Origin of the sequence: Bacillus sp. FSL K6-1284, from assembly GCF_038002625.1 — a bacterium.
GTDB classification, from domain to species: domain Bacteria; phylum Bacillota; class Bacilli; order Bacillales; family Bacillaceae; genus Bacillus; species Bacillus paralicheniformis.
In genome coordinates this window covers 1,674,957-1,700,674 of sequence record NZ_JBBOCW010000001.1, presented here as the reverse complement: position 1 = coordinate 1,700,674, position 25,718 = coordinate 1,674,957, and the positions used below count along the sequence as shown (strand labels likewise).

The window sequence follows — 25,718 nt, the reverse complement described above, 5'->3', positions numbered from 1 at the left end:
TGGTTCATCTCCTTGTGCAGTTCGGCCTGACGGCTTGTTTGGCTTTAGTATTGGTTTTCTTTTTTGCGACTATCCAAAGGGACAGAGAAGCCTTAAAGATGATAAAATGTTCTTTACATTCTTTCAAGAACATAATATAATTCATTTGTTTTATGCCATCAAGCAAAAACGCAAAATAACTCAACGATTTTTGATAAAGAATAGTCTTTAAGGAAATAGCAGGTTTATCATGAAGGTGGGAAAACAATTGTTGCAGCACGAAACACCCCTATATACCGGATTAAAAAAACACGCCGGCAAAAACCCGATCCAGTTCCATATACCCGGGCACAAAAAAGGCTCCGGGATGGACCCTGAATTCAGGGCGTTTATCGGAGAAAACGCATTAAGCATAGATTTAATCAATATCGAGCCTCTCGACGATCTGCACGCACCGAAAGGAATCATCAAACAGGCGCAGGATCTGGCGGCTGAAGCATTCGGAGCCGACTACACGTTTTTTTCCGTCCAGGGAACGAGCGGCGCCATCATGACGATGGTCATGGCCGTATGCGGCCCCGGAGACAAAATCATCGTGCCAAGAAATGTTCATAAATCGGTCATGTCAGCGATCGTCTTCTCAGGCGCAGTACCGATCTTCATCCATCCGGAAATTGACGATGAGTTGGGAATTTCACACGGAATCACCCCTGAATCAGCGAAAAAAGCGCTGCTTGAGCATCCTGACGCAAAGGGGCTTCTAGTCATCAACCCGACTTATTTCGGCATAGCTGCAGACTTAAGAAGCATCGTGGAGCTGGCTCATTCATTTCATATCCCTGTGCTTGTTGACGAAGCACACGGCGTTCACATCCATTTCCACGAAGATCTGCCTCTTTCTGCCATGCAGGCCGGAGCGGATATGGCGGCGACGAGCGTTCATAAGCTCGGAGGATCCCTTACACAGAGCTCGATTCTCAATATGAAAGAAGGTCTTGTTTCAAAAGAAAGAGTTCAATCGATTTTAAGCATGCTGACGACGACATCGACCTCCTATTTATTGCTCGCTTCACTTGATGTCGCAAGAAAACGCTTAGCCACAGAAGGACACGAACTGATCGAACAAACGATTAAGCTCGCTGATGAAACAAGGGATCGCATCAATGAAATCAACGGTATTTCATGCGTCGGGAGGGAAATCCTCGGCTCCAAAGCGGCTTTTAACTATGATCCGACCAAATTGATCATATCTGTGAAAGACCTCGGGCTGACCGGGCATGATGTGGAAAAATGGCTGCGCGAGTCATGTCAAATCGAAGTGGAGCTTTCTGACTTATACAACATCCTGTGCATTTTTACACCGGGAGACCGGAAAGAGGATGCGGATGCGCTGATCAAAGGCTTAGCCGACATCGCTCAGCAGGCCGCCTCTGCTGCGGAAAACAGACGCAAGCCTGAAGTGCTTCTGCCAAACATTCCAGCGCTTGCAATGACACCGCGTGACGCTTTTTATGCAAATACGGAAATCATTCCGTTTAAAAAAGCCGCCGGCAGAATCATTGCCGAATTTGTGATGGTTTATCCGCCAGGGATACCGATCTTCATTCCAGGCGAGATCATTACCGAGGATAATATCAACTACATCGAAAAGAACCTCGAAGCAGGGCTGCCTGTTCAGGGACCGGAAGATGACACCCTCCATATGATCCGCGTCATTAAAGAACAGCAAGCAATCCTGTAAAAAACAGAAAAGCATGCGGCACTGTAAATGGCCGCATGCTTTTTTCTATTCTTCCTCTCTAAGATGGCAGTTGCACTGTCCGCACGTTCCGTAAAGAATCGTCACTTTCTCATCTTCAAAATGCTGAATGGTTTCATTGCAGTCTTGACAAACGATCGTGCCCATCTTTCATTCCCCTTTTCTTTTCAAAATGGAAGCGTTTAAATTTGTTACCTTTATAATATTATGTCACATTAATATTGTCAATGGTTAATTGTATAACACATTTAAATCATTTTTGCTCTTTTTTCAAAAAAAAGGCCATTCATGTTATATATGTATTCCTGCTTAAAGCTTATGCAGAACGCTTCCCTGCTGATTCCGACTATGTACCCATCAAATCCGTTCAATCTGCAACGTCTCATAAATAAAACAGCAGTTATCAATTGTGTAACAAATGGGTAACAACGAAAGATTATTTCAATTATCATGATAAAATAGGAATTGTTTACTAATCGAACAGGAAAATCGGCTTGCATTATATAGAGAGGTGAGGAGACGTCATGTGGTTTCGAGCGATATTCACCGCCGCAATTTGTTTCCTTTTTTTGACGAGTGGATGTTCTTTATCTCACATCATGCCTGACCATGAGCAGCAGCAAAGCGCCAACCAACGCCACCTCAAGCTCATCTTTTTTTCCGATGACGAGCATATGGGGCAGGAAGTGGCTTACTATGATGCGCTTTTGGATTTAAAAAAAGAATTTCCCGAACAGGTTTCAAATATGGAAATTTCACATGAAAAAGGCCAGTGGAAAAAAGAGGTTAAAATCTTTCCAAGCTTGCTGCTTGTTCATGATAAAAAAGTACTGGTTAAAATTGAAGGAAAAATAAAAGATAAAGATAAAATTGTAAAGCTTCTTCAAAAAGAATTGAAGCATTAAAAATCCCCTGTGTATGTGCAAGGGGATTTTCTATCTTGAGCGATTAAAATACATAAAAAAAACCCCCTGCTGGGGGTTTTTCATTTAATTATTTTACAACGTGAATCGGCATGCCAATGGCAACTTCTGCAGCTTCCATTGTAATTTCTCCCAATGTAGGGTGAGCATGGATTGTCATGGCGATATCTTCAGCAGTCATGCCTGCTTCGATTGCCAAGCTCAGCTCAGAAATCATGTCAGAAGCACTTGCTCCGGCAATTTGTGCACCGATGACTAAACCGTCTTCTTTGCGTGTTACAAGTTTAAGGAAACCGTCAGTTTCGTTTAATGACAGCGCACGTCCGTTTGCAGCAAACGGGAATTTGGCTGCAGTCACTGCAAGACCTTCTTCTTTAGCCTGTGCTTCAGTGTAACCCACAGATGCAAGTTCAGGCTCAGAGAAGACGACCGCAGGAATTCCGAGATAGTCGATTTCCGCTGCTTCTCCGGCAATCGCTTCAGCAGCGATTTTACCTTCATAAGAAGCTTTATGTGCAAGCGGAGGACCTTCGATGATGTCACCGATCGCATAGATGTTCGGAATGTTTGTACGGCATTGTTTGTCCGTTTTGATGATGCCGCGGTCCGTCATTTCAACGCCTACTTGTTCAAGTCCAAGCTCGTCCGTGTTTGCAACGCGGCCGACAGTGACAAGTACGTAGTCCGCATCGATCGTTTGCTCTTCGCCTTTCACTTCGAACGTAACGGTTACGCCGTCAGCTTTTTCTTCTACGCCTTTAGCCATAGCTTTTGTATGGATTTCAACGTTGCCTTTTTTCTTCAGGTTACGTTTAACAAGAGAGCTCATTTGCTTCTCAAAGCCTGGAAGGATTTCTTCTCCGCCTTCAAGAATGACAACTTCAGTGCCGAAGTTTGCATATGCAGTACCGAGCTCAGTTCCGATGTAGCCGCCGCCGATGACAACGAGCTTCTTAGGAATTTCTTTCAGTGCAAGCGCGCCTGTTGAATTCAGTACGCGGTCGCTATATTTGAAGTTTGGCAATTCGATAGGGCGAGAACCCGTTGCAATGATCGCATTTTTGAACGTGTATGTCTGAGCTGAATTCTCATCCATCACGCGTACAGAATTGCTGTCTACAAAGTACGCTTCGCCTTTTACGATGTCGACTTTGTTGCCTTTCAGAAGGCCTTCAACACCGCCGGTAAGCTTATTAACGACAGAGGCTTTCCATTCTTGAACTTTTGTAAAGTCAACTTTTACGTTTTCAGCAGTGATCCCCATCTCTTCAGAATGCTTTGCATTCTCATAGCGGTGGCCTGCATTGATCAGCGCTTTTGAAGGGATACATCCGACATTCAGACATACGCCTCCAAGATTGCCTTTTTCAACGATTGTTACTTTTTGTCCAAGCTGAGCAGCGCGGATGGCAGCTACATAGCCGCCAGGTCCCGCACCAATGACAAGAGTATCTGTTTCAATAGGGAAATCTCCTACTACCATTACATTACGCCTCCATTAAAATTAATTGTGGATCGTTCAGCAAACGCTTGATGTGATTTAATGCGTTTTGTGCAGTTGCGCCGTCGATCATACGGTGGTCGAAGCTTAGAGAAAGAGCCAGAACAGGTGCAGCGACGATTTCGCCGTCACGAACGACAGCTTTCTCAGCGATGCGGCCGATTCCAAGGATCGCAACTTCCGGATGGTTGATAACCGGTGTGAACCATTGACCGCCGGCAGAGCCGATATTCGTAATTGTGCAAGAAGCGCCTTTCATTTCAGCAGGAGCAAGTTTGCCGTCGCGTGCTTTTGTCGCAAGTTCGTTGATTTCATTTGAAATCTCAAAAACAGCTTTGCGGTCCGCATTTTTAACGACCGGCACAAGCAGGCCTTTGTCAGTGTCTGCCGCAATACCGATGTTGTAGTAGTGCTTCTGAATCACTTCATCTGTATTGTCGTCAATTGATGTATTCAGGGCTGGATATTTTTTCAGAGCTGATGTTAAAGCTTTTACCACGTAAGGCAGGTAAGTCAGCTTAATTCCTTGATCAGCCGCAACTTGTTTAAACTGCTTGCGGTGAGCGACAAGGTTTGTCACATCGACTTCGTCCATTAGTGTAACGTGTGGAGCGGTATGTTTTGAGTTGACCATAGCTTTTGCGATGGCTTTGCGGATTCCGCTCATTTTCTCGCGTGTTTCAGGGAATTCGCCTTCAGGCACTTGAACCGCCGCTGCAGGTTTTTGTGCAGCAGGCTCTGCTTTTTCTTCAGCTTGAGCAGCCTGAGCGTTTCCGGCAGTTCCTCCGTTTAAGAAGCTGTCGATATCTTCTTTCAGAACGCGGCCGTTTTTGCCCGAACCTGAAACATTCACGATATCAACGCCTTTTTCACGGGCATACTTGCGTACAGATGGCATTGCAATGACCCGCTTATTCGGATCTGCATCCGCTTGCTCGTTTGCTTCCGCTGCTTCTGCTGGTGCATCAGTTTCTTGTTTGTCAGCTTCTTCCGCTTTCGCTTCGCCTGATTCGTCGCCTTTGAATTGAAGATCTTCGTAACCTGGTGCATCAAATGTGATGATTGTCTGCCCAACGGTTGCGACTGTTCCCTCTTCAACTTTTAATTCTAATACTTTTCCTTTAACAGGTGAAGGAATTTCTACAACTGCTTTATCGTTTTGGACCTCTGCCAAAACGTCATCTTCGTTTACCTCGTCGTTTGGCTTGACGAACCATTTTACGATTTCGCCTTCGTGGATTCCTTCCCCGATATCCGGAAGTTTAAATTCAAATGCCACAGTTTTCGACCTCCTAAGATTATTACGTAGTTGATATAATGGCCAGCCTGCTTATTTAGGCTGACTGTCAGTAGACGGCTACAGTTTCTCCGACTGACTGTGGAAATGCATGAAGGGAAAAAGGCTGGTATCAGCTTTTCCCTTATTGTTCAGATCTTATTAGAATTCCAATACTTTTTTCGCAGTTTCAAGCACGTCTTTATGGTTTGGAAGCCATACGCTTTCAGCTTGAGAGAATGCGAATACCGTATCAGGAGCAGTGACGCGAAGCACCGGAGCTTCGAGGCTCAAAATCGCGCGGTCGTTGATTTCGGCAACAACGTTTGCAGCCACTCCAGCCTGTTTTTGCGCCTCTTGAACGACGATCGCGCGGCCTGTTTTTTCCACAGATGCGATGATCGTGTCGATGTCAAGCGGGCTGACTGTGCGAAGGTCGACAACCTCAGCAGATACGCCTTCTTTTTCAAGCTCTTCCGCAGCTTTTAATGACTCGTGAACCATCGCTCCGTATGTGATGATAGAAAGGTCTGTTCCTTCGCGTTTCACATCGGCTTTGCCGATTTCAATTGTGTATTCCTCTTCAGGAACTTCCTGACGGAATGAACGGTAAAGTTTCATATGCTCAAGGAAGACAACCGGATCGTTATCGCGGATCGCGGAGATTAAAAGTCCTTTAGCATCGTACGGAGTTGAAGGAATGACGACTTTAAGTCCAGGCTGCTGTGCAACGAGTCCTTCCAAGCTGTCCGCGTGAAGTTCAGGCGTATGAACACCGCCGCCGAACGGAGAGCGGATTGTCACTGGTGAAGTCCAGCGGCCGCCGGAACGGTAGCGCATCCGTGCCATTTGTCCGGAAACTGAGTCCATCACTTCGTACACAAAGCCGAAAAATTGAATTTCCATTACAGGACGGAAGCCTTGTAAGCCTAAGCCGAGTGCAAGGCCGCCGATACCAGATTCAGCAAGAGGAGTGTCAAATACGCGATCCTCACCAAACTCTTTTTGCAATCCTTCAGTCGCACGGAACACGCCGCCGTTAACACCGACGTCTTCTCCGAAAACTAAGACATTTTCGTCATTTTTCAGTTCTGTGCGTAACGCATCAGTGATTGCTTGAATCATTGTCATTTGCGCCATGGCTTACTTCGACTCCTTCTCTTTATAAATTTCCTTTTGTTCTGCAAGGTTGTAAGGAAGCTCTTCATACATGATGTCGATCAGGTCGGTCACTTTTTGCTTCGGCTCTTCGTCAGCTTTTTTGATCGCCTGCTTGATTTCTTCTTTCGCTTCTTCAATTACCTTGCTTTCTTCTTCTTCAGACCAAAGGCCTTTGTTTTCCAAGAATTTGCGGAAACGGACAAGCGGATCTTTCTGCTCCCACTCATTCTCGATTTCTTTCGTACGGTATTTCGTCGGGTCGTCACCGGCCATAGTATGAGGACCGTAACGGAAGCAAAGCGTTTCGATCAGGGTAGGGCCTTCGCCGTTTACAGCGCGCTCGCGTGCTTCGCGTGTCGCAGCGTATACAGCAAGGGCATCCATGCCGTCTACTTGAACGCCGACGATACCTGCAGCCGCAGCTTTTTGTGCGATTGTTTGAGCTGCTGATTGCTTCTCAACAGGTGTAGAAATCGCATAGCGGTTGTTTTGAACAACGAAAATAGCTGGAGCTTTATACGCACCGGCAAAGTTGATGCCTTCGTAGAAGTCACCTTGGGAAGCACCGCCGTCTCCAGTATAAGTGATCGCCACAGCCTGTTTGCCGCGTTTTTTCAAGCCGAGTGCAACGCCAGCCGTCTGGATGTATTGCGCACCGATAATAATTTGCGGTGACAGCGCATTGACATTATCCGGCATTTGGTTGCCGCGGAAATGTCCGCGAGAGAACAAGAATGCTTGATAAAGCGGAAGTCCGTGCCAGATCAGCTGCGGAACATCACGGTAGCCCGGAAGAACAAAGTCTTCTTTTTCAAGCGCGAAATGCGTAGCAATTTGAGACGCTTCCTGACCGGCAGTCGGCGCGTAGAAGCCAAGGCGGCCTTGTCTGTTCAAAGAAATAGAACGCTGATCCAAAATGCGTGTATACACCATGCGGCGCATTAATTCTTTTAATTGATCATCAGATAGATCGGGCATTGCCGCTTCATTAACGACTTCGCCTTCTTCATTCAAAATTTGAAACGTTTCGAACTGCTTTTTAATGGCATCGAATTGCTTTTTGCTATCAACGATTGCTTTTTTCGTTTTTGCAGCCATATAAAGTCACCTCTTCCTTTCTTTTGACAGTCATAGACGTGTATCCCTTATACATACAGAATTAGGGTGTCCTAAATTGACGGGCGCAACTCATATTTATTTCTTATTAGCCGCTTTGATGGTTGTCGAAACTTTTATGTAAGGACAGCACAACGCGTTCTAAAACTGTATCATTTATAGTTTATGACAAACTAATACAACAAGTTCCACCAAGGCTAAGTTTACACCAGTCGATCATACTCGTCAATCGATTTCATTCCTGAAATTCAATAAATGTATTCGCTTTACTGAATTTCTGTTTCAGCGCTGTTCAGACTGTTTCAAACTGTTCTAGTATAGACAGCATTCTGTATTACAATAGCAATACAGATTTTGTCGAAAAAAGAGGGCTGAATATTCAGCCCTCTTTCATCTCAAATCCCGCAGCCTTGTAAAAATCTTTTCTGGCTTTGTTGTAATCCTTTGTATACTCATTGAAATGTTTGCTTTCTTTCAGCACTTTGTCATACGATTGATTGATTTTTTTCAGCTGTGCCTCAAGGTCATCCAGTTTAAGACCTTTGTTTTTGAGCAGCTTGTACAGCTCTTTGTCAAGGCCGATTGCTTTCTGATAGGCGTCATAAAGCGAGTCGTAGGCTTTGTAGCGCTTTTCCATAAAAGAAGCAGCGTTCTCAGCTTTTTTCCTGACCTTCTGATCTTCGATTTTTTCCGCCGACGCTTTATTCGCTTCAAACTCCTGCTTTGCTTCGTCTATGCTTTCTTTCTCAGAATTCAAGTGCTTCTCGCGGTTTCCGGCTTTCTTGAGCGCTTTGTCGGAGAGCGCAGCGATCCGGTCAAAATCATCCATATTGAGCCTGATCATTTCCTCGTAAAGCTTAGATTCGGCTTTTTCCAGACTTTTAAGGGAACCCTGCTCTTGTTTAAAAGGCTCTTCCAATTCCACGATCTTCTCCAGCGAGCCGTGAAAAGACTCGACAGGATCTTTCCAGAGACAGCCTGATAGTACAAATGCTGCCGTGAAAAGAACAACGATGCCTGCTGGCACCCGCATGTTTGAAAATTTCACTCTGAACTTCCCCCAATCTCGACAAATTCCACTATAAAATGAATTCGTTTGTTTGACAACAGAAGTCTAAAGCGTATGGACAAGCCGATATCAGATCGGTATGCCGCCGCCTTCGCTTTTAGACCAAAACATTCAGGGAAAATTCCTTGAAGTTGGGCATTCGACTATACAACCGTTGGACTTTTACATAATTTATATTAGACGCCCTGCCTACCAAAAAGAAAAGGCTGGCGTAAAATAACGGAGGAGGTCTTCATATGTACGGTTATTGCTGCCCTGGATACGGGTACGGCGGCGGTTATGGATACGGCTACGGCCGCACATTCGCTTTGATCGTCGTTCTCTTTATTTTGCTGATTATTGTAGGGGCCGCTTATTTAGGCTGCTAGCCCCTGATGAATCCGTCATGACCAGCCTCCTTCGGCTGGTCATTTTATCATGCACAGAGATTGCGCGAAAAGAGCAAGATCCGCTATACTTTACATAATGAATCGTTGGGAGTGAAGATGTTGATCACAATGGAAAACATTGTCCGCGACGGGCACCCCGCTTTAAGAACCGTCGCCGAAGAAGTTCAATTGCCAGCTAGCGAAGAAGAAATCAAACAGCTGAGCGACATGATCGAGTTTGTCAAAAACAGCCAGGACCCTGAAATCGCTCAAAAGTACAACCTTCGTCCTGGTGTCGGCCTAGCCGCTCCGCAAATTAATATCAATAAACGAATGATCGCAGTTCATGCCGAAAATGAAGACGGGACACTTTACAGCTATGCGCTTTTCAATCCGAAGATCGTCAGCCACTCTGTTCAAAAATGCTATTTGACAAGCGGCGAGGGCTGCCTGTCCGTCGACGAACCGATTCCCGGATATGTTCCGCGCTATGAACGGATCCGGGTCAAAGGAACGACACTTGATGGCGAAAACGTCGACATCCGCTTAAAAGGATTTCCGGCAATCGTATTCCAGCATGAAATCGATCATTTAAACGGCATTATGTTTTACGACCATATCGACAAAGAAAACCCGCTGAAACAACCCGAAAACGCAACGCCTGTCGGCAGATAATGCACATAAAAAAACGGATCTTGTCTGATCCGTTTTTTTATGGTTTCAAAAGCCCGAGGGCTTCTACCGCGTATTGAATGCCGTCTTCATCGACGGGCTTTGTGACAAAGTCGGCTATTTTTTTCAGCTCAGGCACAGCGTTGCCCATCGCCACTCCGGTTCCCGCAAACTCGATCATCTGCAGGTCGTTCAGACCGTCTCCAAACGCGTAAGTATCCTCTCTGTCGAACGGAAGCTTTTCAATGACTTTTTTGATTCCTTCCGCTTTCGAACCGCCAGAAGGCAGCACATCTGTGGAGCGCTCGTGCCAGCGGACGAGATCAAACTCCTGAAACCGGCTGTACCGCTCTTCCTCGTCTTGCGTACAGAACAAGAGGACCTGAAAAATGTCCCTACCTTTAAAATAGGCGCGGTCCTCTTCCGGCGGATTGACTTTTAAGCTGCCGATTCCTTCGTGGACGAACGGATGGCGGGCAGATGTAGTGCGCATCCCCTCTTCTCCCATGAAGACGAGGGGATGGCCGCAGCTGTCCGAATGCGCAAGCAGCGCTTCCAGTGACTGTTCGGCAATGGGGTTTTTATAAATGACCTCTCCTTCAAAAACGACATATTGTCCGTTATAAGAGACAAAAGAATCGATGCCCAATTCTTCAAGCACAGGCCTGACCATAAACGGCGCCCGGCCTGATGCGATGAAAACATGATGGCCGTGCGCTTTTAAATCGGAGACAGCCTGTTTCGCGGTGTCGGGAATCCGTTTATCATGATCATAAATCGTTCCGTCGATATCAAAGAAAATCAGCTTTTTATCCATGGCAGTGAATCCTTCTCCCTTAGCTAGTATGATTGATGGTTCTCCTGTACCATCATACAAAAACTGCGTACGCGAGAAAACCTTTTCACTCCAAAATCAAAACAAAATCAACATGCCAATAATATCCATGTAACAATAGACGGATTCATCATATAATAGAACTAAAGAGATACGGTAGTGACCGGACAAGTCAGAGAAAGGAGGAATCCGTATGCTACGCCGACTGCGGAAAAAATTAAAAAAACAGCTGAATGGCATGATGCGCAGAAAGTCGATTGCCTAAAAGGACCTTCACTCATGTGGAAGAGTCCTTTTTTTCTCAAGCGCTTTTCTTATGAGGCAATTTCGAATATAATAGAAAGATGAGTCTAACAATCGGCAGTTAAGGAGAGATTTGGATGATCTATAAGGTATTTTATCAAGCAAGCAATGACGAAGTACCTGTTCGTGAAAAAACAGATTCAATTTTTGTGGAAGCTCAATCTGAACGTGAAGTCAGATCTAAATTAAAACAATACAACTACAATATTGAGTTTATACAGCAAGTTGAAGACGCTTTTTTAGAATATGAAAAGCAAAGCGAAAATTTTAAAGTATTGGAGTTATGAATGAATGAAATTTGTAAAAAATGATCAAACGGCTGTATTTGCCCTTGGAGGACTTGGGGAAATCGGCAAAAACACGTACGGGGTCCAGTTTCAGGACGAGATCGTGCTCATCGATGCGGGGATTAAGTTTCCGGAAGACGAGCTCCTCGGAATCGACTATGTCATCCCCGACTACACCTATCTAGTCAAAAACGAAGAAAAAATCAAAGGTCTTTTTATTACGCACGGCCACGAAGACCATATCGGCGGAATTCCGTACCTGCTCAAACAGGTGAACATTCCCGTTTACGGCGGACAGCTCGCCATCGGCCTTCTCAGAAAGAAGCTTGAAGAGCACGGTCTGCTGCGTCAAACAAAGCTTCATATCATTGAAGAAGACGATATCGTCAAATTCAGAAAAACGTCGGTTTCTTTTTTCAGGACGACCCACAGCATTCCGGACTCATACGGGATTGTCGTAAAAACACCGCAAGGAAACATCGTACATACCGGTGACTTTAAATTCGATTTTACACCGGTAGGCGAACCTGCCAACTTGACCAAGATGGCCGAAATCGGAAAAGAAGGCGTGCTTTGTCTGCTTTCTGACAGCACCAACAGTGAAATCCCTGATTTCACGATGTCAGAGCGCAAAGTCGGAGAAAGCATTGATGATATTTTCCGAAAAGTTGAAGGGCGGATCATCTTCGCAACCTTCGCGTCAAACATCCACCGCCTGCAGCAGGTGATCGAAGCAGCTGTTGCAAACGGACGGAAGGTTGCCGTATTTGGACGAAGCATGGAGTCGGCGATTGAAATCGGCCAAACGCTCGGGTATATTAAGTGTCCGAAAAATACGTTTGTTGAAGCGAATGAAATCAACAGGCTTCCTGCCGGCAAAGTGACGATTCTTTGTACCGGAAGCCAAGGTGAACCGATGGCTGCGCTATCCCGAATTGCTAACGGCACACACCGGCAAATTTCCATCATTCCCGGGGATACGGTCGTATTTTCATCATCTCCGATCCCGGGCAATACAATCAGCGTCAGTCGCACAATTAACCAGCTTTACCGGGCGGGTGCCGATGTCATCCACGGAGCTGTGACTAACATTCATACATCAGGACATGGCGGACAGGAAGAGCAAAAGCTGATGCTCCGCCTCATCAAGCCAAAGTTTTTCATGCCGATTCACGGTGAATACAGAATGCAGAAAATGCACGTCAAACTTGCGACAGACTGCGGAATTCCTGAGGAAAACTGCTTTATTATGGACAACGGCGAAGTGCTTGCTTTGACAAGCGAAGAAGCCTCAGTCGCAGGTAAAATCCCGTCAGGCAATGTCTATATTGACGGAAGCGGCATCGGCGACATCGGGAACATCGTGCTTCGCGACCGCCGGATTCTTTCTGAAGAAGGGCTTGTCATTGTCGTTGTCAGCATCAACATGAAAGAGTTCAAAGTGTCTGCAGGACCTGACTTAATTTCCAGAGGATTTGTCTACATGAGAGAATCCGGTGATTTAATCAACGATGCCCAGGACCTGATTGCAGGACACCTTAAAAAAGTGATGGAACGCAAAACGACGCAGTGGTCTGAAATTAAGAACGAGATCACAGACACGCTCGCTCCGTTCCTCTACGAAAAAACAAAACGCCGCCCGATGATCCTTCCGATTATTATGGAAGTCTAATCGCGGCTTGAGCAAAAAAACGGATGCACCGGTGTGCATCCGTTTTTTTATGGTTGAATCGGGATATGCCTAAACGCTTTAACATCAAACAAGCCTTCTGTCGTCATTTTAATGTCGGGGATAACAGGAAGCGCTAAAAAAGAAAGCGTCAGAAAAGGATTAAACGCTCCTGAAAATCCTGTCTCCGTTAATGCTGCATGAAGAGATTTTAAGCTTTCGTTTACCGTCTCAAGCGGTTTGTCCGACAAGAGGCCGGCAATCGGCAGAGCGACGGATTGAAGCTCCTTCCCTCCTTTTGCAATGGTGAGGCCTCCCCCGATTTCTCCGAGACGTTCAACCGCTTTTAAGATGTCTTGATCATTTGTACCGACAGCGATTAAATTGTGGGAATCATGAGAAATCGTTGTCGCGATGGCGCCTTCTTTTAAACCGAAGCCCCTGACAACGCCGAGTCCGATTCCTTTAACGCCGCGATGGCGCTCAATCACTGCAATTTTCAACAGATCGCTTTCCAGATCCGGCTGAAAAAAAGCGCCGCTTTTCGGCTTGGCCAGGGACAGCTTTGTTTCAAGCTGATTGGGGATAATGTCAATGACCCTGATTTCACTCCCTTGAACGATCGGAATTTCCAGATCATCCTCATGTAAATCAGGGAGATGGACAGATTGGAGCAGAGCAGGTGCCGCTTTGCCGTCCGTCCATTCGCTTTGTTCTGCCCCGCTCCAGATCACGCCGTTGATCATCGTCTTTGAAATGCTGACGTTCTCAAAATCGCTGATGAAAAGGAGGTCTGCGTCATAACCCGGGGCAACCGCTCCCTTCGTCTTTAACCCGAAGCATTCCGCTGCATTGAGGCTGCCCATTTGATATGCGAGAAACGGGTCAAGTCCCTCTTGAATGGCAAGCTTTACCTGATGGTTAATGCTTCCTTCATCGACCAGTTCATCCAAATGCTTATCATCCGTACAGAAAAAGAAGCGTCTCGCATTTTTCTCATTAACCGCAGGCAAAACATGACGTGTATTCTTTGCCGCAGAGCCTTCTCTCAGCATGACGTACATTCCTCTTCTGACCCGTTCAAGCGCCTCTTCAGGTGTCGTGACCTCATGGTCTGTCAGCACGCCCGCCGCTCTGTAGACATTGACGAACCCGGCTGACAAGCCGGCCAGATGTCCGTCGATCCGCTTGTCCGCTTTATGGGCATCCATGAGTTTTTGCACCATATCCGGCTCTCCCGCTTCAACGGCCACATAGTCCATCACTTCCGCAAGCCCGAGCACCTCTTCGCGGCTGTAAAAAGGATGTAAATCCGCAGCGTTCAAAACCGCACCCGATTTTTCAAATGGTGCCGCAGGCACACAAGAAGGGAGCATAAAACGAATGTTCAGCCTTGTCATCTTAGCCTGCTCCAACATGAACTCAAGACCCCTCACTCCTGAGACATTCGCGATTTCATGGGGATCGGTGACAACGGTTGTTACACCGTGGGGAATCACCGCTTTGGCAAATTCGGGCGGCGTCACCATTGAAGACTCAATGTGGACATGACCGTCGATAAAGCCGGGAACGATCATTTGTCCTTCTGCGTCAATGGTATTCTCCCCCTCATAATCGCCCAAACCGACGATGGCCCCGTCTGTGATAGCTATGTCTGTCTTCAACCATTCCTGATTAAAAACATCCATGATCTTTCCGTTTTTAATTACAGTATCCGCTTTTTTGCGATGACTGGCGGCGCCAAGCCGGTGAATGAACATCTCATTGTCCAAAGATATATGTCCCCTCTCATTTTTATATGGATATGGTTCAATATCGTAGCCGAATCGTTTGAAACAGTCAATGAAAAGATCAAAAAAACCGCGGGCTGTGGGGTTCCCGCGGCTGATCGATGGCATTTTAATGTTGAAAAACTTTTTTTTCAAATCTCTCAATGTCAGGATTTGAGCCGATGACGATTAAAATATCGTCTTTTTGAATCTCTTCGGTGGCAAGCGGAGATACGATGACTTCTTTCCCCCGCTTGATCGCGACAATATTAATTCCGTATCTGGCCCGGATATCAAGGTCAAGCAGCGTATTTCCGGCCAGTTTGCCGTTCGCTGCGATTTCGACAAGGCTATGTTCATCAGAAAGTTCAAGATAATCAAGCACATTGTTGGAGACGATGTTGTGGGCGATTCTTTTTCCCATTTCACGCTCCGGATGAACGATCCGGTCCGCTCCGATTTTGGATAATACTTTTTCGTGATAATCGTTTTGAGCTTTGACGGTAATCATTTTCACACCAAGCTCTTTCAAAATCAGCGTTGTCAAAATGCTCGCTTGAATGTTCTCCCCGATCGCTACAATGACGTGGTCAAAATTGCGCAGTCCAAGGTTTTTCAGCACTGATTCGTCTGTAGTGTCTCCTATCACAGCATGTGAGGCAATTTTGGCGTATTCGTTTACGCGATCTTCATCTCTGTCGATCGCCATTACCTCAAGCCCTTCTTCACTCAATGCTTTACAAATGCTGCCGCCGAACCGGCCGAGTCCAATTACTGCAAATTCTTTTTTCATCGGTAATTCCTCCATGGGTCAATCTGAACAAATTCTATCATATGAAGTGGAATTTTTCCTCTTTTATTTTATCGTTGCGCGGCTGCAGCATCCTTGCTGAATATCGTTCTCTTCGGATGCCGCCCCTTTGTCGATCGGAAGCAGGATGTGGAATGTGCTTCCCTCGCCCAATTCGCTGTCGATTTTCATTTCTCCGTTGTGAGCGCCGATAATATTCAGGCAAATCGTCAGCCCAAGACCCGTCCCTTCTTCTTTCGTTGAGAAGAAAGGCTCCCCGAGCTTTGCCAAATCGGCTTGGGAAATGCCGCCCCCTTCGTCTTTGATGCTGATTTTCACATAGTCACCTTCAACCTCCGAGGAGATCGTGATTTTTCCGCCGTCAGGCATCGCTTCTATCCCGTTTTTTATTAAATTGATGAATACCTGTTTGATTTGATTTTCATCGCCGTTTATTTCCCACTCCTCCCCGTGCTGAAACGCTTTTTCGATCTTAATGTGGGAAAGCACGGCGTTGGTCTCAAGAAGCGTTGCCACCTGCTGAAGAACCGAATTGATGTTGATCTTTTTAAATTGAACCTGGTGCGGTTTGGCCAGTACAAGCAGTTCGCCGAGCACGGAATCGATTCGTTTAATCTCTGAGAAAATAATGTCAAAGTAATCTTTCCGGTCGGGATATTCCGCTTTCATCAGCTGCAAAAATCCGTTTACCGATGTCAGCGGGTTCCTGACTTCGTGAGCGATTCCCGCGGCGAGCTGCCCGGCCATCGCCAGCTTCTGAGACTGCATAGCCAGCCGCTGATTCGACTTGAACAATTCCATCTCCGCTTTTTTCCGTTCCGTCACATCAGTCAGCGTCCCCAAGCTGCTCGTAAATTGACCGTTTTTATAATAAAGTTTATAGTGAACTTCGCCCCAGAACTTGCTTCCGTCTTTGCGATGGTAGAGCACCTCGATCCTGCCTTCAGGCTCCTTGTTCTTCAGCTGGGCGATCAGGTGATTCGAGATCCGTTCTTCATGGTCAAAGTAATCGTTGTACATCGTTCCAAGACTCTCTTCAACACTGTATCCGGTCAACGTTGTCCACGCCTGATTCAAAAATGTAATGTATCCTATCCGGTCCGTCTGAAAGACGATTTCCTGAAGGTTATCCATGATGCGGTTGGTTTCTGAAGAAAGCTCTTTATATTTCTTTTCGCTCTCCTTCAGTTTATAGACAAGCTGATTGGACTCATCGATATAAAGCGTGAGCCACCAAACGCTGATTAATGTCACCAGTGTAAACAGCAGATCAACCGTCCAATTGATTTTATTTCCCAACACCCCATAGAATAAAAAATTCCAAAACATGATAAAAGTCATTGCCAGCACGGTTGCAATGATTCGTCCTTGATATCTTTTCATACCCCCACCTGCCACTTGTATTTCTCAGTCAATTGTAACATTCTTTACACCACATTTGAGAGGATTGTTCGAAGTATTTATCGTCTCTATGGCTGAATTTTTCAGTGACGGCGGTTTTATCTTCTGCCGACGCAAGAAAAAGCCCTTCTGATGAAGGGCTTCAAATCTTATGCTTTCACTTCGTTTAAGGCAGCTTTTATTTCTTCCAAAAGCAATTCGGCCCCCTCAGGACTCAGCGTAATTTTCCCGTTTCCGTACTCGCGGTTTTCAGAAGTGATTTCACCGGTCATCAGGCACACACCGTGCGGTTTATATTTTTTCAGGACAATTTTATCTTGGTCGACAAAGAATTCGATGCTGTCCTTGATCGAAATATCCAAAGCTCTTCTCAATTCAATCGGCATCACGATCCGGCCGAGTTCGTCTACTTTTCTCACAACTCCAATTGCTTTCAAAACTTTCGCCTACTTCCTCTTTTGTTTCTATTTTTCTAAGATATTGTCTTAGCATAACGATAGACGAACGAAGACTGAAAAAGGTTTCCCTTATTGAACGTTTCTTTGACAAAAATTCGGTCATAAAAATGAATATTTTTCTCATCATGTCAATATGAGGACAGCATTTTACAGATTGGTTTCAAACTCGTCACAAACCCCCAAAAATCGCCGATCATTTGAGAAAATTTAAATGAAATTCATTTTTTCAGCACGAAGAAAATTTCGTTTTTCGGAAAAATTTTAAATAGAGATTGGGTGAAAACATGTTTCAAACAACCGAGATCGGAATTGATCTAGGCACAGCTAACATATTGGTTTACAGCAAAAACAAAGGAATCATTTTAAATGAGCCTTCCGTTGTCGCCGTGGATACGGAAACAAAGAGCGTATTGGCGGTCGGAACAGAAGCCAAAAACATGATCGGAAAGACACCGGGAAAAATCGTCGCGGTCAGACCGATGAAAGACGGAGTCATCGCCGATTATGACATGACGACAGACCTCTTGAAGCAGATTATGAAAAAAGCCGGAAAGAACATCGGCTTTACTTTCAGAAAGCCGAGCGTCGTCGTCTGCACGCCATCCGGTTCAACCGCGGTTGAACGGCGTGCGATCAGCGATGCTGTCAAAAACTGCGGAGCCAAGCAAGTCCATTTGATTGAGGAGCCTGTCGCTGCCGCCATCGGCGCAGACCTGCCTGTCGATGAACCTGTCGCAAACGTTGTCGTCGATATCGGCGGCGGCACGACAGAAGTGGCGATCATTTCATTCGGAGGCGTAGTCTCATGCCACTCGATCCGGATCGGCGGCGACCAGCTTGATGAAGACATCGTGTCATTCGTCAGAAAAAAATACAACCTGCTGATCGGTGAACGGACGGCCGAAGAAGTCAAGATTGAGATCGGCTACGCATTGATTGACCATGAGACGAAAACGATGGAAGTCAGAGGGCGCGACCTTGTCACAGGCCTGCCGAAAACGATTACCCTGGAATCAATAGAGATTCAGAAGGCGATGCGCGAATCGCTCCTTCATATTATCGAAGCCATCAGAGCGACGCTTGAAGACTGTCCTCCCGAGCTGAGCGGAGACATTGTAGACCGGGGCGTGATTTTAACCGGAGGAGGCGCGCTATTGAACGGCATCAAAGAATGGCTATCACAGGAAATCGTTGTGCCCGTGCATGTTGCTGCAAATCCGCTCGAGTCTGTCGCCATCGGAACGGGCCGCTCTCTTGAAGTGATCGATAAATTGCAAAAAGCGGCTAAATAATTTTTGTTTTCGCGTCTTTTTTCCCTGCTTCTTTCATATCGTGAGGAATGGAGAAACGATAAGGAGGAAGAACATGCTTAGAGATATGGGAAGACGCCTGGCCATCACCGTTATTTTAAGCGGTATTATTCTCGGGGGGATGAGCATCTCCCTTGCAAACATGCCAAGCTCGCCCCCCGGCCAAACGGCCAAAATCAACCGTTAAAAAAGATGCAGCCTTACCGGGCTGCGTCTTTTTTTCTTTTCAATCAAATATTTGATATGATGTTATGGACAATAAAGGAGGTTTTGCCAATGAATTCGTTTACTGATAAACTGAGCAAATATGCGAAGCTTGTAGCCGAAGTCGGTGTAAACGTTCAAAAAGGACAGAAAGTCGTTATCAACGCGTCAACAGAAGTACGCGATTTTGCACGGCTCCTCGTCAAAAGCGCCTATCAAATAGGGGCAAAAAACGTAACGGTCCGCTGGCAGGATGATGAGGTGACAAGGCTGAAATATGAGCTGGCCCCAGCGGAAGCCTTTGAAGAATTCCCTGAGTGGGAAGCGAAAGGTCTGGAGACGCTCGCTAAGGAAGGCGCCGCTTTTATTTCCATTGTCTCTTCAAGCCCTGATCTTTTGAAAGGCATCGATTCCAAAAAAATCGCGGCCCAGCAAAAAGCCGCCGGAAAGGCGATGCATACATACAGGCAAATGATTCAATCGGATAAAGTCAGCTGGACTGTCGTCGCAGCACCTTCACCGGCCTGGGCCAAAAAAGTATTCCCTGACGCAGATGAAAAGACAGCGATGCAAAAGCTGTGGAATGAGATCTTCAAAACGACCCGCGTCGACCGTGAAGATCCTGTCCAGGCGTGGAAAGACCACGATCAAACTTTGCGCGATAAAGTAAGCGTCTTAAACGACAAGCATTACCAAGCCCTTCATTACCAAGCAAAAGGAACAGATTTGACGATCGAGCTTCCTGAGAAGCACCTGTGGGTCGGCGCCGGAAGCACAAACGAAAACGGCATCGAGTTCATGGCCAATATGCCGACAGAAGAAGTATTCACCGCTCCGAAAAAAGACGGAGTGAACGGCACTGTTTCAAGCACAAAGCCGTTAAGCTACGGCGGCAATCTGATCGACGGCTTTCAGCTGACATTTGAAAACGGACGGATCACCGATGTCAAAGCTGAACAAGGTGAAGAGATTTTAAAAGAGCTGATCGAAACGGATGAGGGTTCACACTACTTAGGCGAAATTGCGCTCGTTGCCCACGATTCGCCGATTTCCAAGTCCAATATTCTGTTTTACAACACGCTGTTTGACGAAAACGCCTCAAACCACCTCGCAATCGGCAGTGCGTACGCATTCAACATCGAAGGCGGAAAGCAGATGTCGCGCGAAGAGCTGGCGAAAGAAGGATTAAACGAAAGCATTACACATGTTGACTTCATGATCGGTTCAGGAGAAATGAATATAGACGGAATCACAGCAGACGGAAAAAGAGAGCCGATTTTCAGAAACGGCAACTGGGCGATCTAAAGCCTTCCGCACAAAAGGACCTCAGAAGTTTTCTGAGGTCCTTTTATATCATTTCCGCATGCTGCCAGCCTTTCTAACTTCCGTACATAGATGGAGCTATAAAGCCGTCCAATGCCCCGCCTCCTCATGATTTGGGCAAACTGCTTAAATGTTCATGCTTCAGCTTCCAGCTTCCTGACTCGTCCTTTACAAATACGTTTGTCGCACGGCCTGCCCCTTGAACCGGTTCACCCCTAAAAAACCCTTTCCATTCGTATGTATAAAGACAGACGGCCTGTTCGTCCGTTTCCGTGATCCAACTGATATGACTGGCGCTGTATACTTCGTTTTCGATTTGCTTCCAGGCGTTTTCAAAATAACGCTGAATTTCCTTAACGCCCGAGCACGTTTCATCCGAGAACCAGTACACAGCGTCGGGATGAAGGAGCTTTTTGACATTCTCAAACTCATGTGTGTTTGTTGCTTGAATATATTGCTCAAGAGCCTTGCGGCATGACACGGCAACCATCTCCCTTTTTATAAAAAAACCCGCTTTTTAAGGCGGGTTTTCTATCATTACGCGTAAAGTTCAGCAAGCTTGTCCTGAACCGCTTTGTCTTCCAAAAATTCATCATAGCTCATCTGTTTATCGACGATTCCGTTTGGCGTGATTTCGATGATCCGGTTGGCAATTGTTTGGACAAACTGATGGTCATGAGATGTAAACAGCATAGCGCCTTTAAAGCTGATTAAACCGTTATTCAGCGCTGTAATGGATTCGAGATCCAAATGGTTGGTCGGCTCATCAAGCATCAGCACATTGGCGCCGGACAGCATCATTTTGGACAGCATGCAGCGGACTTTCTCTCCCCCTGACAAAACGCTTGCTTTTTTCAGCACTTCTTCCCCGGAGAACAGCATCCGGCCCAAAAATCCGCGCAGGAAGCTTTCGCTTTGGTCATGCGGCGAAAATTGGCGGAGCCAGTCGACAAGGTTTAAATCGCTGTTTTCAAAATACTCGCTGTTGTCTTTCGGGAAAAACGCCTGGGATGTTGTGACGCCCCATTTAAACGATCCGCTGTCAGGCTCCATTTCCCCGGCAAGGATTTTAAAGAGCACAGTAGCGGCAAGCTCATTCCGGCCTGTAAAGGCGATTTTATCTTCTTTATTCATCATAAAGCTGACCGAGTCAAGCACCTTGACACCGTCAATCGTTTTCGACAGGTCTGTGACAACAAGCACATCGTTTCCAATTTCGCGTTCAGGTGTGAAATGTACGTACGGATACTTGCGCGATGACGGCTTAATATCGTCAAGCGTAATTTTTTCAAGCAGTTTTTTTCTTGATGTCGCCTGCTTCGATTTTGAGGCGTTGGCGCTGAATCTGGCAACGAACTCCTGGAGCTGTTTGATCTGCTCTTCTTTTTTCTTATTGGCTTCCTGATTCATTTTAAGCGCAAGCTGGCTTGATTCATACCAGAAATCATAGTTTCCGACATAAATTTGAATTTTGTTAAAATCCAGGTCGGCGATATGCGTACATACTTTATTCAAAAAGTGACGGTCATGCGATACGACGATAACCGTATTCTCAAAATTGATTAAAAACTCTTCAAGCCACTGGATCGCCTGAATATCCAAGTGGTTGGTCGGCTCATCGAGAAGAAGGACGTCAGGCTTTCCGAACAGGGCCTGTGCAAGGAGGACCTTCACCTTTTCGGAACCGCCCAAATCCGCCATTTTCTTCGTATGCAGTTCTTCAGCAATGCCGAGGCCTTTTAACAAAATCGCAGCTTCCCCTTCGGCTTCCCAGCCGTTCAGCTCGGCGAATTCGCCCTCAAGCTCTGCGGCGCGGATTCCGTCTTCATCTGAAAAATCGGGTTTCATGTAAATCGCGTCTTTTTCCTGCATGACTTCATAAAGGCGTTTATGCCCCATGATCACGACTTTCAGCACTTCATGCTCTTCATACTCAAAGTGGTTCTGCTTCAGGACGGCAAGGCGTTCGCCCGGGCTCATATGAACCTCGCCCGTCTGAGGCTCGATTTCACCTGATAATATTTTCAAAAAAGTGGACTTTCCGGCGCCGTTTGCTCCGATCAATCCGTAGCAGTTACCCGGCGTAAACTTAATATTTACATCTTCAAACAGCTTCCGGTCCGCAAACCGCAAGCTGACATTTTGAACAGCTATCATTTAAAATCCTCCATCTATACTTCATTAAAAAGAGTATAACACGAAAATTCCGCAAGAGAAATGCTTTGCTTTTTTACGATAAAGTTTTAAAGAAAAATATATCAAAAAAACACTTGTTCACACTTTCTTTGTGACAATATGTTACAATTATTGAAGAATGGGGGAAGGAATAATGAAATTAAAAGATGATCCTGATATCATCAGGTGGATCAATTCAAGGCCGCGCCAAGCGCTTTTCGTGTCAGTGGCCATGGTGATTTCTACGATGTCTATCGGGCTTTTCAAAGGGTTTGATATGTGGACCTCGGACTTTTTGATATTTTCCTGTCTGCTGATCGGCTTCGGCCTCCTTGTGGGATGGCTGCAAAAGATATATTATAAAAAGGTGATATTTGAAGAAAACTCGGATCGTTAGACGGAGGAAGACATGAAGCTTATCACTTTGACGGAATACTGCATGTTTATTTTTTTCGCAGGGGTTTATCTTGCCGTAACCGGCTTTACAGCACGGGATGTGGGCCTTTACATCGGGATTGCCATGATTTACGTGTTCGTTCATATCGCGGCGAAACGAATGCTGTCAAAAAGGGGAAAAGAAGCCGCGGAAATCAGAATCTTATACAGCGTTCTTCTGATTATGGCCTCTGTGTTCGTTACCGTACTGTTTATCGCAGTACTGGCATCATTATCCGCATAAATCAAGCAAAAATGCCTGATTGTCCAAATGGACATCAGGCATTTTTCAGTCTGTTTTTCGGATTTCGTTGAACGGGAAAAACACAAATTGTGAAGTCCCGGCCACTCGTTTTTTATCGATCAGTCCGAGTCCGTTCCGGCTGTCCATCGATCTCTGGCGATTGTCTCCCATCACGAAATACTTGCCTTCCGGAACCTTCACAGGGCCGAAATCGCCCGTCAGCTTGACGCCGACTGCTTCCGCCTCTTTTCTGTTTTCCGAAAGATACGGCTCAGACACCTTTTTCCCGTTTATGTACAGCGTGTCGTCTTTCATTTGCACGGTATCTCCCGGCAGGCCGATCAAGCGCTTCACATAATGGACATTTTTTTCATCGCCGTCGATAATGACGATATCTCCCCGCTTAAATTCGCCTACGTATTTAACCGTTTTATAGACGAACAGCCGCTCTCCGTCGTGCAGCGTCGGATCCATTGATGTACCTTCGACTAAATACGGTTCGAATAAAAATGCCCTGATCAATAACGCCAGAACGACTGCGATAATAATGGCTTTTACCCATTCAAAGAGAGAGTTTTTATTTTGGGTGGATTTTTCTTCAGTCAAAACGCTTCCTCCTAAAAACAGTCTGTCACAGCATACATGCAAAATAAAGCTTTCCTATACTTTATCACAAGTTCCTGCCGAATACATAATTCCCGCGTTCACTTCCGGCAAAAACGGTAAAAAAGAAAGTGCCACACAGGGATTACTGTGGCACTTTCAGCACTTATTTTTCAGTTGGAACCGGCTTTTTCAAGATGCCGAGAATGAGAGCCGTCACAACCGCACCAATCAAGATACTGAGGAGATACAGCAGCGCATGGTTCGTCGTAAAGAAGAGAACGAATATTCCGCCATGCGGCGCTTGCAGTGTGACATGGAAAAATTGAGACAAACCTCCGGCAACTGCTGATCCGATGATAGAAGCAGGAATGACGCGCGCCGGATCGGCTGCCGCAAAAGGAATCGCACCTTCAGTAATAAATGACAAGCCCATCACGTAGTTGGTAATTCCGGCTTCGCGATCCCGTTTTGAAAATTTATTTTTAAAGAAAGTCGTTGCAAGGGCAATTCCAAGCGGAGGCACCATACCACCCGCCATGATCGCTGCGTGAGGTCCAAAGTTTCCAGCTTCAATCATCGCGATACCGAATGTGAAGGCCGCTTTGTTGATCGGACCGCCCATATCAATCGCCATCATACCGCCTAAAACAATACCCATTACAACAAGGTTTCCTGTTCCAAGACCTTCAAGCCAATGTGTCATGCCATCCATAATATACTTGACAGGCGTATTGACAACATAATGCATGATGATTCCGGTCAAGAATATTCCAAACAACGGATAAAGAAGGACAGGTTTTAATCCGTCAAGCACTTGCGGCAGACCAGCGAACACTTTTTTCAATAGGACAACAATATAACCAGCCAAGAAACCGGCAATCAGTCCGCCTAAGAAACCGGCGCCGGCTTGCGTCGCCATGAAACCTCCGACCATACCAGGCGCAAACCCCGGACGATCTGCGATGCTCATCGCGATAAATCCTGCCAATACAGCGACAATTAATCCAAGTGCTTGAGTTCCGCCTATAGTATTTAATACAGCTGCAAACTCATTATAAGTGGGATCTCCCGGTTTGGTCGCGTTAATTCCCCAGAAGAATGAAACCGCAACTAAGATCCCGCCCCCGACGACGAATGGCAGCATGTTGCTGACACCGCTCATCAAGTGTTTGTAGAAACCGCCGCCTTTTCCTTTGGCAGCTCCGTCTTCAGAAGCAGATGCACCACCGCCTTTACCCTGATAGATAGGCGCGTCTTGTTTCAGCGCCTGCTCAATCAGCTCTTTCGGACGTCTGATTCCTGCTGTTACAGGTACTTCAATGACATGTTTGCCTTGAAAGCGATCCATTTCAACCTGCTTATCGGCGGCGACGATGATCGCAACCGCATCTTCGATTTCCTGCGCTGTCAGACCATTTTTAATACCGCTTGAACCGTTCGTTTCAACTTTGATATCAACGCCGAGCTCTTTCGCTTTTTCTTTCAAAGCATCGGCAGCCATGAACGTGTGGGCGATCCCTGTCGGACATGCTGTAACCGCAAGGATTTTTCCTTTTGCTGATGGTGCAGATGCTTCTTCGGCCTGCTCTTCTTCTTCATCATCTTTATCATGCTGATTGATGATGTCGATGATTTCGTCTTCGGATGAAGCTTCAAGCAGCTGTTTGCGAATTTCTTCCCTCATAAGCAAAGTCGACAGTCTTGACAATGCTTCCAAGTGAGTGTTATTCGCGCCGTCTGTAGCAGCGATCATGAAAACGAGATGGCTTGGCTGGCCGTCAAGGGATTCATAATCGACGCCGTCTTTTGAACGGCCGAACGCGATCGCAGGCTCTTTAACGCTTGCCGTTTTCGCATGAGGGATGGCAATGCCTTCGCCGATACCGGTGGAACTTTGTTTCTCACGGTTGATCACGGCTTCTTTGTAGCCTTCTTTATCATTCAACTTGCCCGCCTGATCCAAAACGCTGACGAGTTCTTCGATAACGTTTTCTTTCTGGCTGCTCTCAAGGTTTAACTTGATCGTATGCTTCGTTAGTAGCTCTGTTATTTTCATAACCTTTC

Annotated in this window: 27 protein-coding genes; 11 read left to right on the top strand and 16 right to left on the bottom strand. The window is 46.1% G+C overall.

What is annotated here, in order from left to right; translation table 11 throughout:
* Positions 1 to 4: 4 nt before the first annotated feature.
* The gene (locus MHB72_RS08845; RefSeq protein WP_023857271.1) at positions 5 to 259 is read right to left on the bottom strand and encodes a hypothetical protein; all 255 of its coding nucleotides are present in this window, start codon (positions 257 to 259) and stop codon (positions 5 to 7) included.
* On the opposite strand from MHB72_RS08845, the gene MHB72_RS08840 reads away from it, so the two are divergent.
* Positions 248 to 1,720: an aminotransferase class I/II-fold pyridoxal phosphate-dependent enzyme gene (locus MHB72_RS08840; protein WP_095290397.1), complete on the top strand. Its 1,473-nt coding sequence runs from the start codon at positions 248 to 250 to the stop codon at positions 1,718 to 1,720. The two genes, MHB72_RS08845 and MHB72_RS08840, sit on opposite strands and share 12 nt — an antisense overlap.
* Before the next feature lie 45 nt (positions 1,721 to 1,765).
* Here MHB72_RS08840 and MHB72_RS08835 read toward each other — a convergent pair whose 3' ends face one another.
* Positions 1,766 to 1,885: a GapA-binding peptide SR1P gene (locus tag MHB72_RS08835; protein ID WP_020451249.1), complete on the bottom strand. Its 120-nt coding sequence runs from the start codon at positions 1,883 to 1,885 to the stop codon at positions 1,766 to 1,768.
* Between the two features lie 377 nt (positions 1,886 to 2,262).
* On the opposite strand from MHB72_RS08835, the gene MHB72_RS08830 reads away from it, so the two are divergent.
* Positions 2,263 to 2,643, top strand: a complete 381-nt coding sequence (locus MHB72_RS08830) for a hypothetical protein (protein ID WP_020451248.1) — start codon at positions 2,263 to 2,265, stop codon at positions 2,641 to 2,643.
* An 88-nt stretch (positions 2,644 to 2,731) separates the two neighbouring features.
* Here MHB72_RS08830 and lpdA read toward each other — a convergent pair whose 3' ends face one another.
* From lpdA to MHB72_RS08805, 5 genes are all read right to left on the bottom strand, one after another.
* On the bottom strand, positions 2,732 to 4,144 hold the full coding sequence (gene lpdA / locus MHB72_RS08825) for a dihydrolipoyl dehydrogenase (protein WP_020451247.1): 1,413 nt from the start codon (positions 4,142 to 4,144) through the stop codon (positions 2,732 to 2,734).
* Between the two features lie 4 nt (positions 4,145 to 4,148).
* Entirely contained in the window at positions 4,149 to 5,441 is a 1,293-nt protein-coding gene (locus MHB72_RS08820; protein WP_216920494.1) for a dihydrolipoamide acetyltransferase family protein, read from the bottom strand.
* Between the two features lie 159 nt (positions 5,442 to 5,600).
* Complete coding sequence (gene pdhB / locus MHB72_RS08815) at positions 5,601 to 6,578, bottom strand: pyruvate dehydrogenase complex E1 component subunit beta (RefSeq protein WP_020451245.1); 978 nt, start codon at positions 6,576 to 6,578, stop codon at positions 5,601 to 5,603.
* 3 nt (positions 6,579 to 6,581) lie between these two features.
* A complete protein-coding gene (pdhA, locus tag MHB72_RS08810; protein WP_216920492.1) occupies positions 6,582 to 7,697 on the bottom strand; it encodes a pyruvate dehydrogenase (acetyl-transferring) E1 component subunit alpha in 1,116 nt (371 codons plus the stop codon).
* Positions 7,698 to 8,094: 397 nt separating this feature from the next.
* Positions 8,095 to 8,763: a YkyA family protein gene (locus tag MHB72_RS08805; protein WP_023857275.1), complete on the bottom strand. Its 669-nt coding sequence runs from the start codon at positions 8,761 to 8,763 to the stop codon at positions 8,095 to 8,097.
* 257 nt (positions 8,764 to 9,020) lie between these two features.
* Between MHB72_RS08805 and MHB72_RS08800 the strand changes: the two genes are divergently transcribed.
* Positions 9,021 to 9,152, top strand: coding sequence for a YjcZ family sporulation protein (locus tag MHB72_RS08800; protein WP_003181399.1), 132 nt, complete (start codon positions 9,021 to 9,023; stop codon positions 9,150 to 9,152).
* A gap of 120 nt (positions 9,153 to 9,272) precedes the next feature.
* Complete coding sequence (gene def / locus MHB72_RS08795; protein ID WP_023857276.1) at positions 9,273 to 9,827, top strand: peptide deformylase; 555 nt, start codon at positions 9,273 to 9,275, stop codon at positions 9,825 to 9,827.
* Between the two features lie 37 nt (positions 9,828 to 9,864).
* Here def and MHB72_RS08790 read toward each other — a convergent pair whose 3' ends face one another.
* Entirely contained in the window at positions 9,865 to 10,641 is a 777-nt protein-coding gene (locus MHB72_RS08790; protein WP_216920490.1) for a Cof-type HAD-IIB family hydrolase, read from the bottom strand.
* A 398-nt stretch (positions 10,642 to 11,039) separates the two neighbouring features.
* On the opposite strand from MHB72_RS08790, the gene MHB72_RS08785 reads away from it, so the two are divergent.
* Positions 11,040 to 11,249: a DNA-dependent RNA polymerase subunit epsilon gene (locus MHB72_RS08785; protein WP_020451240.1), complete on the top strand. Its 210-nt coding sequence runs from the start codon at positions 11,040 to 11,042 to the stop codon at positions 11,247 to 11,249.
* Positions 11,250 to 11,253: 4 nt separating this feature from the next.
* Positions 11,254 to 12,921 carry a ribonuclease J1 gene (gene rnjA / locus MHB72_RS08780; RefSeq protein WP_020451239.1) on the top strand — a complete coding sequence of 556 codons (1,668 nt, stop codon included), beginning with the start codon at positions 11,254 to 11,256 and terminating at the stop codon, positions 12,919 to 12,921.
* 47 nt (positions 12,922 to 12,968) lie between these two features.
* On the opposite strand, the gene ade is transcribed toward rnjA, so the two are convergent.
* From ade to MHB72_RS08760, 4 genes are all read right to left on the bottom strand, one after another.
* The gene (ade, locus tag MHB72_RS08775; protein WP_023857279.1) at positions 12,969 to 14,690 is read right to left on the bottom strand and encodes an adenine deaminase; all 1,722 of its coding nucleotides are present in this window, start codon (positions 14,688 to 14,690) and stop codon (positions 12,969 to 12,971) included.
* 127 nt (positions 14,691 to 14,817) lie between these two features.
* Entirely contained in the window at positions 14,818 to 15,480 is a 663-nt protein-coding gene (locus tag MHB72_RS08770; protein ID WP_020451237.1) for a potassium channel family protein, read from the bottom strand.
* A gap of 63 nt (positions 15,481 to 15,543) precedes the next feature.
* The gene (locus tag MHB72_RS08765; protein ID WP_020451236.1) at positions 15,544 to 16,881 is read right to left on the bottom strand and encodes an ATP-binding protein; all 1,338 of its coding nucleotides are present in this window, start codon (positions 16,879 to 16,881) and stop codon (positions 15,544 to 15,546) included.
* Positions 16,882 to 17,048: 167 nt separating this feature from the next.
* A complete protein-coding gene (locus MHB72_RS08760) occupies positions 17,049 to 17,336 on the bottom strand; it encodes an AbrB/MazE/SpoVT family DNA-binding domain-containing protein (RefSeq protein WP_020451235.1) in 288 nt (95 codons plus the stop codon).
* 305 nt (positions 17,337 to 17,641) lie between these two features.
* Between MHB72_RS08760 and mreBH the strand changes: the two genes are divergently transcribed.
* The 3 genes from mreBH (at position 17,642) to MHB72_RS08745 (ending at position 20,176) form a co-directional block, all read left to right on the top strand.
* Positions 17,642 to 18,649, top strand: coding sequence for a rod-share determining protein MreBH (mreBH, locus tag MHB72_RS08755; RefSeq protein ID WP_020451234.1), 1,008 nt, complete (start codon positions 17,642 to 17,644; stop codon positions 18,647 to 18,649).
* 73 nt (positions 18,650 to 18,722) lie between these two features.
* Positions 18,723 to 18,854 (top strand): protein YkpC, encoded by a 132-nt coding sequence (locus tag MHB72_RS08750; protein ID WP_003181378.1) that lies wholly within the window; start codon positions 18,723 to 18,725, stop codon positions 18,852 to 18,854.
* Positions 18,855 to 18,943: 89 nt separating this feature from the next.
* The gene (locus MHB72_RS08745; RefSeq protein WP_216920489.1) at positions 18,944 to 20,176 is read left to right on the top strand and encodes an aminopeptidase; all 1,233 of its coding nucleotides are present in this window, start codon (positions 18,944 to 18,946) and stop codon (positions 20,174 to 20,176) included.
* A gap of 124 nt (positions 20,177 to 20,300) precedes the next feature.
* Here MHB72_RS08745 and MHB72_RS08740 read toward each other — a convergent pair whose 3' ends face one another.
* Entirely contained in the window at positions 20,301 to 20,675 is a 375-nt protein-coding gene (locus MHB72_RS08740; RefSeq protein ID WP_020451232.1) for a YybH family protein, read from the bottom strand.
* A 56-nt stretch (positions 20,676 to 20,731) separates the two neighbouring features.
* Positions 20,732 to 22,351 carry an ABC-F family ATP-binding cassette domain-containing protein gene (locus MHB72_RS08735; protein WP_020451231.1) on the bottom strand — a complete coding sequence of 540 codons (1,620 nt, stop codon included), beginning with the start codon at positions 22,349 to 22,351 and terminating at the stop codon, positions 20,732 to 20,734.
* A gap of 172 nt (positions 22,352 to 22,523) precedes the next feature.
* On the opposite strand from MHB72_RS08735, the gene MHB72_RS08730 reads away from it, so the two are divergent.
* Together MHB72_RS08730 and MHB72_RS08725 are read left to right on the top strand one after the other, a co-directional pair.
* Positions 22,524 to 22,766 carry a hypothetical protein gene (locus tag MHB72_RS08730; RefSeq protein WP_020451230.1) on the top strand — a complete coding sequence of 81 codons (243 nt, stop codon included), beginning with the start codon at positions 22,524 to 22,526 and terminating at the stop codon, positions 22,764 to 22,766.
* 12 nt (positions 22,767 to 22,778) lie between these two features.
* A complete protein-coding gene (locus MHB72_RS08725) occupies positions 22,779 to 23,048 on the top strand; it encodes a hypothetical protein (RefSeq protein WP_020451229.1) in 270 nt (89 codons plus the stop codon).
* Between the two features lie 45 nt (positions 23,049 to 23,093).
* Here the strand turns inward: MHB72_RS08725 and lepB are convergent, their stop codons facing one another.
* Both lepB and MHB72_RS08715 read right to left on the bottom strand, forming a co-directional pair.
* Entirely contained in the window at positions 23,094 to 23,654 is a 561-nt protein-coding gene (gene lepB, locus MHB72_RS08720) for a signal peptidase I (RefSeq protein WP_020451228.1), read from the bottom strand.
* 163 nt (positions 23,655 to 23,817) lie between these two features.
* The gene (locus tag MHB72_RS08715) at positions 23,818 to 25,710 is read right to left on the bottom strand and encodes a PTS fructose transporter subunit IIABC (protein ID WP_075213221.1); all 1,893 of its coding nucleotides are present in this window, start codon (positions 25,708 to 25,710) and stop codon (positions 23,818 to 23,820) included.
* Positions 25,711 to 25,718 lie beyond the last annotated feature (8 nt).

Bases quoted from the DNA above. Each gene is read 5' to 3' on its own strand.
- MHB72_RS08835 (WP_020451249.1), bottom strand. From the start codon at position 1,885: ATGGGCACGATCGTTTGTCAAGACTGCAATGAAACCATTCAGCATTTT.
- MHB72_RS08830 (WP_020451248.1), top strand. From the start codon at position 2,263: ATGTGGTTTCGAGCGATATTCACCGCCGCAATTTGTTTCCTTTTTTTG.
- lpdA (WP_020451247.1), bottom strand. From the start codon at position 4,144: ATGGTAGTAGGAGATTTCCCTATTGAAACAGATACTCTTGTCATTGGT.
- pdhB (WP_020451245.1), bottom strand. From the start codon at position 6,578: ATGGCGCAAATGACAATGATTCAAGCAATCACTGATGCGTTACGCACA.
- pdhA (WP_216920492.1), bottom strand. From the start codon at position 7,697: ATGGCTGCAAAAACGAAAAAAGCAATCGTTGATAGCAAAAAGCAATTC.
- MHB72_RS08800 (WP_003181399.1), top strand. From the start codon at position 9,021: ATGTACGGTTATTGCTGCCCTGGATACGGGTACGGCGGCGGTTATGGA.
- MHB72_RS08790 (WP_216920490.1), bottom strand. From the start codon at position 10,641: ATGGATAAAAAGCTGATTTTCTTTGATATCGACGGAACGATTTATGAT.
- MHB72_RS08785 (WP_020451240.1), top strand. From the start codon at position 11,040: ATGATCTATAAGGTATTTTATCAAGCAAGCAATGACGAAGTACCTGTT.
- rnjA (WP_020451239.1), top strand. From the start codon at position 11,254: ATGAAATTTGTAAAAAATGATCAAACGGCTGTATTTGCCCTTGGAGGA.
- MHB72_RS08770 (WP_020451237.1), bottom strand. From the start codon at position 15,480: ATGAAAAAAGAATTTGCAGTAATTGGACTCGGCCGGTTCGGCGGCAGC.
- MHB72_RS08765 (WP_020451236.1), bottom strand. From the start codon at position 16,881: ATGAAAAGATATCAAGGACGAATCATTGCAACCGTGCTGGCAATGACT.
- mreBH (WP_020451234.1), top strand. From the start codon at position 17,642: ATGTTTCAAACAACCGAGATCGGAATTGATCTAGGCACAGCTAACATA.
- MHB72_RS08750 (WP_003181378.1), top strand. From the start codon at position 18,723: ATGCTTAGAGATATGGGAAGACGCCTGGCCATCACCGTTATTTTAAGC.
- MHB72_RS08745 (WP_216920489.1), top strand. From the start codon at position 18,944: ATGAATTCGTTTACTGATAAACTGAGCAAATATGCGAAGCTTGTAGCC.
- MHB72_RS08735 (WP_020451231.1), bottom strand. From the start codon at position 22,351: ATGATAGCTGTTCAAAATGTCAGCTTGCGGTTTGCGGACCGGAAGCTG.
- MHB72_RS08730 (WP_020451230.1), top strand. From the start codon at position 22,524: ATGAAATTAAAAGATGATCCTGATATCATCAGGTGGATCAATTCAAGG.
- MHB72_RS08725 (WP_020451229.1), top strand. From the start codon at position 22,779: ATGAAGCTTATCACTTTGACGGAATACTGCATGTTTATTTTTTTCGCA.
- MHB72_RS08715 (WP_075213221.1), bottom strand. From the start codon at position 25,710: ATGAAAATAACAGAGCTACTAACGAAGCATACGATCAAGTTAAACCTT.